8 protein-coding genes are annotated in these 11,937 nt (G+C 72.0%); 6 read left to right on the plus strand and 2 right to left on the minus strand.

All coding sequences use genetic code 11. From position 1 onward, the window contains the following. Positions 1 to 7: 7 nt before the first annotated feature. On the plus strand, positions 8 to 1,264 hold the full coding sequence (locus HUT16_RS00775) for an ROK family transcriptional regulator (protein ID WP_176184431.1): 1,257 nt from the start codon (positions 8 to 10) through the stop codon (positions 1,262 to 1,264). Between the two features lie 37 nt (positions 1,265 to 1,301). Here the strand turns inward: HUT16_RS00775 and HUT16_RS00780 are convergent, their stop codons facing one another. After that, positions 1,302 to 2,441, minus strand: a complete 1,140-nt coding sequence (locus tag HUT16_RS00780) for an ROK family transcriptional regulator (protein WP_176184433.1) — start codon at positions 2,439 to 2,441, stop codon at positions 1,302 to 1,304. 213 nt (positions 2,442 to 2,654) lie between these two features. Here HUT16_RS00780 and HUT16_RS00785 point away from each other — a divergent pair, with 213 nt between their 5' ends. The 5 genes from HUT16_RS00785 (at position 2,655) to HUT16_RS00805 (ending at position 10,632) form a co-directional block, all read left to right on the plus strand. Beyond that, a complete protein-coding gene (locus HUT16_RS00785) occupies positions 2,655 to 3,947 on the plus strand; it encodes an ABC transporter substrate-binding protein (RefSeq protein WP_176184435.1) in 1,293 nt (430 codons plus the stop codon). 104 nt (positions 3,948 to 4,051) lie between these two features. Continuing rightward, positions 4,052 to 5,029: a carbohydrate ABC transporter permease gene (locus HUT16_RS00790; RefSeq protein ID WP_176184437.1), complete on the plus strand. Its 978-nt coding sequence runs from the start codon at positions 4,052 to 4,054 to the stop codon at positions 5,027 to 5,029. A 32-nt stretch (positions 5,030 to 5,061) separates the two neighbouring features. Continuing rightward, positions 5,062 to 5,868, plus strand: a complete 807-nt coding sequence (locus HUT16_RS00795; protein ID WP_254897569.1) for a carbohydrate ABC transporter permease — start codon at positions 5,062 to 5,064, stop codon at positions 5,866 to 5,868. A gap of 51 nt (positions 5,869 to 5,919) precedes the next feature. Further along, on the plus strand, positions 5,920 to 7,233 hold the full coding sequence (locus HUT16_RS00800; protein WP_217712008.1) for a Gfo/Idh/MocA family protein: 1,314 nt from the start codon (positions 5,920 to 5,922) through the stop codon (positions 7,231 to 7,233). A 102-nt stretch (positions 7,234 to 7,335) separates the two neighbouring features. Next, positions 7,336 to 10,632 (plus strand): ricin-type beta-trefoil lectin domain protein, encoded by a 3,297-nt coding sequence (locus HUT16_RS00805; RefSeq protein ID WP_176184441.1) that lies wholly within the window; start codon positions 7,336 to 7,338, stop codon positions 10,630 to 10,632. Between the two features lie 158 nt (positions 10,633 to 10,790). On the opposite strand, the gene HUT16_RS00810 is transcribed toward HUT16_RS00805, so the two are convergent. Next, positions 10,791 to 11,603 (minus strand): DeoR/GlpR family DNA-binding transcription regulator, encoded by an 813-nt coding sequence (locus HUT16_RS00810; RefSeq protein WP_176184443.1) that lies wholly within the window; start codon positions 11,601 to 11,603, stop codon positions 10,791 to 10,793. Positions 11,604 to 11,937: the final 334 nt, after the last annotated feature.

Genomic DNA, 11,937 nt, shown 5'->3' on the forward strand with positions numbered 1-11,937 from the left:
GAGCCCGATGCCCACCAATCCAGCGACCGGACGACCGGCGGCCGAGACCCTCGGCGGCCGGTCGTCCTCCGTCAACCTCGACCTGATGCGGCGGCAGAACATGTCGGCCGTGCTGCGGCAGCTCTACGACCACGGGCCGACCTCGCGCGGCCGGCTGGCCGCCGTCACCGGGCTCACCAAGCCCGTCATCGCGCGCCTGGTCGCGGACCTGGCCGAGCGCGGGCTGGTGCGGGCGGGGACGTCCGTCCCGGCGTCCGGCCCGGGCCGTCCCACGACCATGCTGCACCTCGACGGTTCGGCGGTCGCCCTGGTCGCCGCCCAGATCACCACCGGCCGGGTGCAGGTCCGCGTCTCGGACCTGGGGCGGACCGAACTGTCCGCCCGGGAGCACCCGATCGGCCCCGACGACCCGCCCGAGGAGGTCTTCAAGCACCTGTGCCGACTCGTCAACGAGGCGTGCCGGTCGACCCGCGCCCGGGGCCGCACCGTGTACGCCGTCGGCGTGGCGCTGGCCGCGATCATCGACCACGGCGGACGGGTGGTCAGCTCCCCGAGCCTCGGGTGGCAGGACGTCGACACGACGGGCCTGCTGTCCGAACACCTGGAGGACGGCTCCGTCCCGGTGTTCGTCGACAACGTCGCCCGGATGGCGACCCTGGCCGAGTCCCGCCTGGACCCCGGCCCCGCGTCCGACAGCACGGTGCGGTTGGAGATCACCACCGGGATCGGCGCCGGCCTGTTCATGAACGGCCTGCTGCCGCGCGGCGTCGGCGGGTTCCTGGGCGCCATCGGCCACATCCCGCTGGCCGGCGCCACCCAGCGGTGCCTGTGCGGACGGCGCGGCTGCCTGGAGGCGCTGGTGGGCATCCACGCCCTGCTGCGGGCCGCCGCCCCGGACCTGCTCGACGCGGTCCGCTCCCCGCGCGAGTCCGCGCTGGCCGTCGCCGGGCGCGCCCAGGCGGGCGACCCGCGGGCCCTGCGCGGAATCCGCGACACCGCCCGCTGGATCGGGCTGGGCAGCTCGGTCGTCATCAACTTCCTCAACCCCGAACGGGTCGTCATCGGCGGCTACCCCACCCTGCTGTCCCCGTACATGCTGCCGGTCATCGAGGCCGAGGTCGACCGGCGGGTCGTCGTCCCCGGCCTGGGCGGAACCTCGGTGTCCATGTCGGCGCTCGGCACCGAGGCCGCCCTGCTGGGCGCCGCCGAGGCCGGGGCGCAGCGGGTCCTCGACGACCCGGGCATCGTGCCGCCGTCCGCCTGACCGCCCGGCCGCGCGGCGGCCGGGGCGCTCCGGGGCGTCAGGAGGCGAGTGCCGCCAGGAGCCGGGCGGAGTCGGTGTCGAACAGTTCCCGCTCCACGTGGTCGAGGGCGAGCCGGACGGCTCCGAGGGCGACGGCGTCGTGGTCGAGGGTGGAGAGCAGGATGGGGACGGGGACGAGGGTCTTGGCGTCGAGGTAGCTCTGCAGCGGGTCCAGCAGGGTCTGCCCGGCGCGGCTGAGGCCGCCGGAGAGGATGACGCACTCGGGGTCGACGCTGAGCACCAGGGCGGCGATGCCGACGGACAGGTGCGCGGCGAGTTCGTCGATGCGGGCCCGGGCGCCGGGGTCTCCGGCGGCGGCGGCCCGCAGGGTGCTCCTGCGGTCCTCGGGCCAGCCGTCCATGGCGTCCAGCGCCGCCTGCCAGCGGGACTCCGCCAGCACGCCGATCTCGCCGGCCGCGCCGTGCGCACCCTGGAGCACCGAACCGTTCAGGACGATGCCGGACGTGATGTAGCGTCCGGCGACGATGTTGACGAAGTTGTCGATCTCACGGCCGGTGCCGTGCCACCGTTCGGCGAGCGTGGCGAGCCTGGCGTCGTTGCCGACCAGGACCGGGACGCCGGGCAGCACGGCCAGGTTCTCGGCGAGCGGGTACCCGGTGGTCTGGGAGAGCCGGCTGCTGTGGGACACCCGTCCGTCCCGCCCCACGATGCCGCTGGTCGCGGCGCCGACGGCCAGGACCTGACCGCCCCCGATCCCGGCCGCGTCGAGGGCCGAGCCGATCGCCTCCCGGGCCGCCCGGACCCGCTCGTCGGCGGACGCCCGGGAGTCCAGCGGGCCGTGGTGGCGGGCGCGCTCCGTCCCGGCCAGGTCGGTCACGAGCACGTTGACCTCGTGGACCGCCAGGTCGACGCCGACGACGTGGCCGTACTCGGAGCGGAAGCGGTACCACTTGGCGGGTCGGCCGACCGGCCGCTCCTCCGCCTGGGGGACGAACTCCTCGGCGAGGCCGGCCCCGACCAGGGTGAGGGCGGCGTCCTCCGCGGTGTTGCGGGAGACGCCGGCCGCCTCGCCGAGTTCCTTGAGGGTCATCTGCCGGGACGTGTGCAGGGCGCGGAGCACAGCCACCGTGTTGATCCGCTGCAGCAGCATCCGGTCGCCGCCTGCCGATCGTCCCATGTCCTGCCCCCTTGACATCCGCGTTGAGTGCGGAACAGACTCTAGCATGTTTTTTTAGTCAATGACTCAAAAAACATTATGTGATCACCGACCGTACCCGGGGCCGAACGCCCCACCCCCACACGGAGCGCCCGCCCTCAGCCGGCCGCACCGGTTGCACGACCCCCTGCCACCTGAACCCAAGCCCCCTCGCGGGCCCGGGAAGGAACCCCCGTGCGTACAAGAACGCTGCTCTCCGCCACCGCCCTGGTCGCCGCCCTCACCCTGTCCGGGTGCACCGCCGGCTCCTCCGACGGCGCCAACCGGGCCGGCGGCTCGGTCACCCTGACCTTCCTGACCTTCGAGACTCCGAACCTCACGGCCAAGTACTGGGACGACGCGATCGCCCGCGCCTCGGCCCAGGTGCCCGGGGTCACCATCAAGAAGCTGGTCGCCCCGTCGGCCGACCGCGCCGGCTACGCCAAGCAGCTCGCCGCCTCCGGTCAGCTGCCGGACATCATGATCGCGGTGTCCCCGAACGGCTTCGCCCAGGCCGGCCAACTCGCCTCCTGGACCGACACCGAGCTCGCCGACTTCGTCTCGCCGCACTCCAACCCGATCGGCGGCAAGATCTACCAGCTGCCCTACAACACCCAGCCGATCCCGCTCGTCTACTACAACAAGGCCGACTTCGCGGAGGCCGGCATCACCAACCCGCCGCAGACCTACGCGGAGCTGGTGGACGACAGCGCCAAGCTCAAGGCCAAGGGCATCAACCCGTTCGTGGTCGGCGGCGGCGGCAAGGACACCTGGGCCGACATGTACCCGCTGATCGGCACGGTGGCCACCGACACCTACAAGGCGACCCCGGACTGGCTCGCGCAGAAGGCCGCCGGCAAGACCGAGTTCACCGACCCGGCGTTCACCAAGGCCGTCAACAAGGTCGCCGACCTGGCCAAGAACGGCTACATCGACACCTCGGGCCTGTCCCGCTCCTACGCCGACAGCGAGCAGGCGTTCCGCGACAACAAGGGAGCGATGTACCCGATGGGCTCCTGGTTCGCGGCCTCCGCCGACGCCAAGAAGCCCAACTTCGACATCGGCGTCTTCCCCTGGCCCAGCGACGACGGCTCGCTGGTGCTGCCCGCCTACACCGGCGGCGGCATGTCGGTCTCCTCGAAGGCCGCCAACGTCGACCTGGCCAAGAAGTGGGCGCTGGCCTTCATGCTCGACAAGACCTCGCTGGACAACTCGGTGAAGACCGACGGCTCGATCATCGCCATCAAGGGCTACACCCCGCCCGCCGACATGGGCCCCGTCTACAACGCGACCGTCGACGTCTACCAGCAGGCGGTCGCGAAGAACGCGATCGTCGACTCCTTCTCCATCGAGACCGGCGACGGCTCGATGCCGGCCGGCGTGGCCGACAAGGCCGCGGCCGGAGTCGCCGACCTGATCAACGGCCGGAAGAACGCCGACCAGTTCGGCGCGTTCCTCGACGACGCCTGGACCAAGGCGACCCAGTGACACGCCCCGCCACCCCCACCGACCTGCCGGCGGGCAGGGGCGGCGCCGAGCGCGCCCCCGGGCGCCAGGGCGCCCGGGGAGCAGCAGACCAGGAGATTCCCCACATGACCGCGGAAACGGCCCGCCGGACGGGCACCGGCTCCGGTGGCCGCAGGCCGGGCACGGGCCGGGCGACCGGCCGGGCGACCGGCCGGGCGACCGGCCGGCGCCGCTCGGCGAAGGCCCTGCACTTCCTGACGTTCGGCGCACCCGGCCTGCTCGTCTACCTCGCCTTCGTGCTGGTCCCCATCGCCATGACGGTGTCGACCAGCTTCACCAACCGCAACCCCGCCAACCCGCCGACCTCGTGGATCGGCCTGCGGAACTACACCCGCCTCTTCCAGGACAGCGACTTCACCAACGCCCTGGGGAACACCGTGATCGTCACGGTCATCGTGACCGTCGCGGCCAACGCGCTCGGGCTGGCCATCGCGCTGCTCCTCGACCGGCCGGGCTGGCTCTACAACCTCCTGCGCTCGGTGTTCTTCACCCCGGTCGTGCTGTCCTCGGTGGTGGTGTCCGTCATCTGGCAGGCGATCCTGGCCGACGACGGCCTGCTGGACACCCTGCTGCGCGGCCTCGGGGTGACGGACCCGCCGGGCTGGCTGTCCGATCCCGACATCGCCCTGTACTCGGTCGCGTTCATCATCACCTGGCAGGTGCTGGGCTTCTGCGTGGTGGTCTACCTGGCCGGCCTGGCCGGCGTCCCGACCGAACTCCTGGAGGCCGCCGAGATCGACGGCGCCGGTCGGCTCGCCCGCTTCCGGCACGTCACCTGGCCCATGCTGGCGCCGGCGGTGACCATCAACACCGTGATGCTGCTGATCACCGGGTTCAAGGCGTTCGACCAGATCCAGGTGCTCACCAACGGCGGTCCCGGCGACGGGACCACCTCGACCATCGCCTTCCAGGTCGTCCAGACCACCTTCACCGGCAACCACGTCGGCTACGGCGCGGCCATGGCGACCCTGATGCTCGTGGTCATCGCCGTGGTCTCCGTCCTCGCCCTGCGCGTCCTGCAACGACGGGAGGTCTCCCTGTGAGCGCCCCGAACAGAACGGGCACCACCTCGTGGGTGCGGCCCCTCGTCGCGACCTTCGTGACGGCCGTGTTCTTCCTGCCGCTGTACGTGGTGCTGATCAACGTGTTCAAGCGCGGCCAGGACATCACCGCGCACCCGGTGGGCCTGCCGGTCCCGCCGACCCTGGACTCCGTCCGGCAGGTGACCTCCCGCCCGGACCACCTGTTCTGGTACGGCCTGGTCAACAGCGTCGAGGTCACCGCGATCTCCATCGTGGCGGTGACCGTGATCTCGGCGATGCTCGGCCACTACCTCGCGCGGTCGCGGGGCCGCTGGGCCAAGGCCGCGCTGGCGATCCTGCTCTGCGGTCTGATGATCCCGCCGGCGGTGATCCTCGAACCGGTCACCGAGGTCCTGCGCTCGCTCGGCCTGATGACGACGGTCGTGGGCCTGGTCCTGGTCAACGTCGGCTACTACGTGCCGTTCGGCGTCTTCGTCTTCATGGGCTTCGTGAAGACCATCCCGCTCGAACTGGAGGAGGCCGCGGCCCTGGACGGGGCCGGCCGGCTGCGGACCTTCTGGCAGGTCGTCTTCCCGCTGCTGCGGCCCGCCTCGGCCAGCGTGCTGATCTTCCTCGGGGTGTGGGTCTGGAACGACTTCCTCAACCCGCTGATCCTGCTGGGACCGGCCGAGGGCACCACGGTCACGGTCGGCATCTACCGGGCGATCGGCGAGCACCAGAGCGACTTCGGCCAGGTGTTCGCGCTGATGTTCCTCGCGACCCTGCCGGTCCTGGTCTTCTACCTCGCCTTCCAGAAGCACTTCGTCAAGGGCCTCACCGGCGGCGCGACCAAGGGCTGACCGGCCGTCGTCCAGCCCCCGCCACGCCTCGACCTCTCTACGGAGCCCCACTTGAACCCCACCATCCGGGCCACGCCCGACACGTTCATCACCGGCGACCTCAGCCGCCCGCTGGGCCGCCCGCTGACCCTGGCGGTCCTCGGCGCCGGCGCCCGGGGCGCCGCCTACGCGGACCTGGCGGCCGAACGGCCCGACGTCGCACGCGTGACGGTCGTCGCCGAGCCCCGCGAGCGGGTCCGCGACGTCTTCGCGGCCAAGCACGCCATCGACCCCGAACTCCGCTTCACCCACTGGCGCGACCTGCTGACCCGCCCGCGGCTGGCCGACGTCGCGCTGATAGCGCTCCAGGACGCCGAGCACGTCTCGGCGGCCGTCGCGCTGGCCGACCTGGGCTACCAGATCCTGCTGGAGAAGCCGATGGCCACCAGCGAAGCGGACTGCGAGGCCATCGCCGAGGCGGCGCGGCGCAACGGCACCGCCCTGGCGGTGTGCCACGTCATGCGCTACACCCCCTACACCGTCAAGCTGAAGCAGCTGCTGCTCGAAGGCGTGATCGGCGACGTCGTCTCCCTCCAGCACCTGGAGCCGATCGGCAGCTACCACTTCGCCCACTCCTTCGTGCGCGGCAACTGGCGCCGCGAGGACGAGTCGTCCTCGCTGCTGCTGGCCAAGTCCTGCCACGACATCGACTGGCTCGCCGACATCGTGGGCCGGCGGGTGGCCAAGGTCAGCTCCTTCGGGTCGCTGAGCCACTTCCGGCCGGAAGCGGCCCCGGCGGGGGCCACCGAGCGGTGCGTGTCCTGCCCGCTCCAGGACACCTGCGCCTACTCGGCCACCACGCTCTACCGCGACGGCCTGCGCAACGGCGGCACCAAGCAGTACTTCACCCGGGTCGTCACCGCGGGCGAGCTGACCGAGCAGGCCGTGACCGACGCGCTCACCGACGGGCCGTACGGGCGCTGCGTCTACCACAGCGACAACGACGTCCCCGACCACCAGGTCGTCAACCTGGAGTTCGACGGCGGCGTGACCGCGTCCTTCACCCTGACCGCCTTCACCCCGCTGGAGAACCGGCACACCAAGATCTTCGGCACCCGGGGCCAACTCACCGGCGACGGACGCCACATCGAGGTCTACGACTTCCGCACCGAGACCCGCACCGTCCACGACACCTCCGTCGACGGGTCGTCGGCCGCCGAGGGCCACGCGGGCGGCGACCGGGCGCTGCTGAACGCCTTCCTCGACGCCCTGCAGGGCGGCCGCCCCGAGCTCATCGTCTCCGGCATCGACGCCAGCCTGGCCAGCCACCGGGTGGTCTTCGCCGCCGAACGCGCGCGCCGCGCCGGCGGCGTGGTCGAGCTCTGACCCGCTCCCCAGGACTCCCGCCGCCCCGCCCGCACCGGGGCTGCGGGTGCACCACCCGCTCGACCGTGCGGCTCCCCCACCACCGGAAGGACCCTCACTGCCATGGCACCACGCACCAGACCCGGGAGAGCCCGGTTCACGACCCTCACGGCCGCCGCGCTGACCGTCGTCTCCGCCCTCGTCCTGCCGGCCACCGGCCGGGCGGACGCCGCGACGGCCTCGTCCAGCAGCTCGGACTGGGCCGCCCTGCAGAGCCTGCTGCCCACCCTGGCGGCGACCTGGAGCGCTCCCCCCACCAACCAGGTCACCTCGTATTTCCCCGGCGGCCCGCTGCTGGGCAACGGCGACCTCGGCGCCGAGGTCGGCGGCGACAGCCACAGCCTGAAGTTCTACCTGGCCAAGAACGACTTCTGGAACAACTCCACCGGCAAGGGGGTGCACCCCGTCGCCCTCGGCGGCCTGACCCTGCGGGCGCCGGCCGGCGGCGCCACGTCCGGTACCGCCTACAGCCAGACCCAGGACCTGCTGAACGCCCAGGTGACGTCGGACCTCGTCATCAACGGCGCGCCGGTCCACGCGGTCACCTTCACCTCCGACACCGGCGACATCCTGGTCACCAAGCTCACCACCAGCGGTTCCGGCCCCGTGGCGCTGAACGTGGACACCTGGACGGACGGCAGCAACAGCGCCTACCCGGCCGCCTCCGGGGTGAGCGGCTCCACCCTGTGGGCCACCCGCTCGACCCAGAGCGACGCGGGCAGCCAGTGGGTGGCCAGGGCCGCGGTCGCCACCCGGGTCCTCAACGCGACGGCGACGACCAGCACCACCTCCACCGGCACCTCCACGGCGGCGTTCAGCGTCAGCCCCGGCCAGACGGTCACGCTGGTCTCCTCCGTCAACGGCGGCATGAACTCGACCACCTCGGCCGCCGACGCCCAGAGCGCGGTCGCCGGCCTCACCGACTCGTCCGTCGCGACCCTCCTCGCCGGACACCAGGCCTGGTGGAAGGACTACTGGCTCAAGTCCAACGTGCGGGTCTACGACACCACGATGGAGAAGTACTACTACGGCGCCCAGTACCTGCTCGGCAGCTCCGCCCGCAGCGGCAGCAACGCCCCGGGCCTGTGGGGAGCCTGGACCACCAACGACACCCCCGCGTGGGACGGCGACTACCACCTCAACTACAACGTCCAGGCCCCCTACTACGGGACGTTCTCCAGCAACCGCGTCGACCTGGTCGACCCCTACGTGAAGTCGATCACGGACTTCCAGAACACCGGCGCGGCGCTGCTGGCCGGCTCCCAGTCCATCCCCGTCAGCGGGTCGGCCTACAGCAGCCAGTTCAAGGCGGCCCTCGCCCACACCACCCACGGCTACCTCTACCCCGTGGGGATCGGCCCGGCCGGCTCAGCCTCCAGCAAGACCTGGTGGAACCAGCCCTCCGACGCCAGCTACGCGGCCGTACCGATGATCTACAAGCAGGAGTACAGCCCCGACAGCGCCTACCTCGGCCAGACGCTCTACCCCTTCGTCAAGCAGACCGCCCAGTTCTGGCAGGACTACCTCGGCGCCAAGCAGTCCGACGGCAAGTACCACCTGATGGGCGCCGCCTACGAGGGCGACTGGGCCCGCGACGACTCGGTCGACCTCGCGGCCGTCAACCTGATCCTCAAGTCGGCGATCTCCTACAGCCAGTCCCTGGGCGTCGACGGTGCGCTGCGCCCGGCGTGGCAGGACATCCTGGACCACCTGCCCGCCTACGCCACCACGACGTACAACGGGCAGAACGTGTACTCCAGCGACTACGACCGGGCCTTCTCCGCGCTGCTCGGCCGCACGGTGTGCAACCTCGAGTGGATCCACCCGTTCGACCAGCTCGACCTGGACTCCCCGGCCGCCGCGCGCCAGACCGCGATCAACACGCTCACCGCGATGAACTCCTGGACCCAGGGCAACAACTTCGCCAAGAGCTTCGGCATCGCCGCCCAGATGGGCTACCCCGCCGACGCCCTCTTCGCGCAGATGAAGAGCGTGATCGCGGCCGACATGCAGCCGAACCTGAGCGTCGCCCAGGGCGGCGGCGGCCTGGAGGCCGTCGGAGCCACCGACGCGATCAACGCGATGCTGCTGCAGTCCGTCAACGGCACCATCCGACTGTTCCCCGACTACCCCGCCAACCGGCCCGCGCACTTCAGCAACCTGCGCGCCAAGGGCGGATTCCTGGTCAGCGCCGACTACAACGGCACCACCGTCTCCAACGTCTCGCTCGCCGCCGACAACGCCGGCGGCCCGGTGACCGTGCTGAACCCCTGGCCCGGCTCCGGCCTCACCGTCAAGGACGCCGGCGGCGCCACCGTGGCCACCACCTCGGCCGGCGACCGCTACACCTTCACCACCACCGGCGGCGGCAGCTACACCCTGGCCCCCGCCGGCAGCCCCGCCGGCGGCGCGCTCACCGCCTCCGTCAGCACCCAGCCCGCCGGGAACGTCGACCTGGCCGCCGAAGGAACCACCGACTTCGCCCACTGGGGCCTCAACGGCACCGGCGGCTTCGACCACAAGGGCGGCGTCAGCCAGTCGATCAGCAACCTGAGCGTGGTCGGCACCAACCCGCTCGTCCAGCTCACCGACAGCCAGGTGACCTACAGCTGGACCGGGGCCACCCCCACCGCGTCGGCGAACGCCACCGCCACCGGGGTCTACGTCAGGTCCGTCGGCAACGGCTTCCAACTCACCGTGCCGGCCTCGACCGTCCCCCAGCGGCTGCGGCTCTACCTCGGCGCGTGGTCGGCGAAGGGCAAGCTGACGGCCTCCCTCAGTGACGGGAGCACGGCCCCGTACACCGGGTACTTCGACTCCCCCTCCGGCAACGCCTACGGCGTGGCGGACCTGACCTTCGCCGCGCTGTCCGCCGGACAGACCCTGACCGTGCAGTACGTCGAGACGGCCTCCTACTCCGGCAGCAACGGCAACATCACCCTGTCCGCCGCCACCCTGGCGCCGGCCGTGCCGCCGGCCGGGCCGACCCTCGGGGCCACCAGCGGCAAGTGCATCGACATCACCGGCGGCAACAGCGCCGACGGCACCGCGCTCCAGGTGTACGGCTGCAACGGCAGCGCGGCCCAGAGCTGGTCCTACCCCCGGGGCGGCACCATCCAGGCCGTCGGCAAGTGCATGGACGTGCGGGGAGGCTCCAGCGCCGACGGCACCGCCGTCCAGCTGTACAGCTGCGCCAGTGGCGCCGGCGCCCAGCAGTGGACGTACACGCCCGCCACCGGCCAGCTCAAGGCCCTCGGCAAGTGCCTGGACACCACCGGCGGCGCCACCGCCGACGGAACCAAGCTGATCATCAACACCTGCAACGGCAGCGCCAGCCAGCGCTGGCGGACGTACGCCTGACCTGAAAAGGGCCGGGGCCGGACACTTCGGGTGTCGGGCCCCGGCCTTCGGGCTTTCGGGGTTCGGTGCCGGGTGTGTCCGTCCGGCGGGGAGCCCGACGGCGCCGATCGGTCCGTGGGCAGCGAACCCGCCTCGACGGAGGGCGGGGTGAAGCCGGGTCAGCCCCGGGAGACCGGTGCGACGACGAGTTCGCCGACCGCCTCGGCGAGGACCGCGCGCGCCTGCGCGGGCAGGCCGTCGTCGGTGACGAAGCAGTCGACCTCGTCCAGGCGCGCGAATCCGCTCAGCCCGACCGTGCCCCACTTGGTGTGGTCGGCCACGACCGCCACCCGGTGGGCGCAGGCGATCAGTGCGCGGTTGGTCTGCGCCTCGGCGAGATTGGGCGAGGTCAGACCGGCCCGTTCGGACACGCCGTGGGCGCCCAGGATCGACAGGTCCACGTGGAGCGAGGCGAGCACCTGGTCGGCGATCGCACCGACCAGGGCCGCGGACCGGGTGGGCGTCCCGCCCGTCAGCAGGAGCACCGGGGAGCCGGCGCGCTGCGCGGCGGCGGCCGACAGCACCCCGGCGACGGCCAACGAGTTGGTGACGATCGTCAGTTGGGGCACTTCCAGCAGCCGCTCGGCGACCGCGTGCGTCGTCGTCCCGCCGGACAGCGCGATCACGCTGCCGGGCCGCACCAGCGCCGCCGCCGCGTCCGCGATGGCGGCCTTGGCCCCCGACTCCAGCGAGGACTTCACCTCGAAGCCGGGCTCGTCCGCCCTGGTCTCGCCCAGCGCCACCGCGCCGCCGTGCACCTTCGCCAGGGCTCCCTCGCGGGCCAGCGCGTCCAGGTCACGACGCACGGTCATGCCCGACACCCCCATCTGGGCTGCCAGTTCGACCACCCGGACGGCGCCGTGGCGGGCCACCGACTCCATGATCAGCGCCCGGCGCTGAGGAGCCAGCAGTCCTTGGTCCGCCACGGTCATGCCTCTTCTCCGCACGCGCGGATGCGGTCGCATCCGTCCGGAACAGCAGGGTACCCCGGCGGCGGCCCGCCGAAGGGGCCTCCTGCCGGTCCCGGGGCCTCCGTTCGCGCACCGGCCGTCGCCCGCCGCTTCCGGGCGCGGTCTCTGTCCAACCCCTGTCTCTGTCCAACCCCTTGACACCGGCCCGACACGCCGCTGTCATGTGGTTTGTTTCGTTGACTTTCGTTCATATCTGCGCCATATCCGCACCGGAATCCGCGCCGACGGCCCTCCTTGCCGTTCAGCTTGCACAGAATCCGACAGTGGATCGCCGCACCGTCGGCCGCAGCGCGAC

The organism is Kitasatospora sp. NA04385, assembly GCF_013364235.1.
Classification (GTDB): Bacteria; Actinomycetota; Actinomycetes; order Streptomycetales; family Streptomycetaceae; genus Kitasatospora.

Excerpts from the sequence above, each read along its gene's own strand:
- HUT16_RS00775 (WP_176184431.1), top strand. The coding sequence starts at position 8 with ATGCCCACCAATCCAGCGACCGGACGACCGGCGGCCGAGACCCTCGGC.
- HUT16_RS00780 (WP_176184433.1), bottom strand. The coding sequence starts at position 2,441 with ATGGGACGATCGGCAGGCGGCGACCGGATGCTGCTGCAGCGGATCAAC.
- HUT16_RS00790 (WP_176184437.1), top strand. The coding sequence starts at position 4,052 with ATGACCGCGGAAACGGCCCGCCGGACGGGCACCGGCTCCGGTGGCCGC.
- HUT16_RS00805 (WP_176184441.1), top strand. The coding sequence starts at position 7,336 with ATGGCACCACGCACCAGACCCGGGAGAGCCCGGTTCACGACCCTCACG.
- HUT16_RS00810 (WP_176184443.1), bottom strand. The coding sequence starts at position 11,603 with ATGACCGTGGCGGACCAAGGACTGCTGGCTCCTCAGCGCCGGGCGCTG.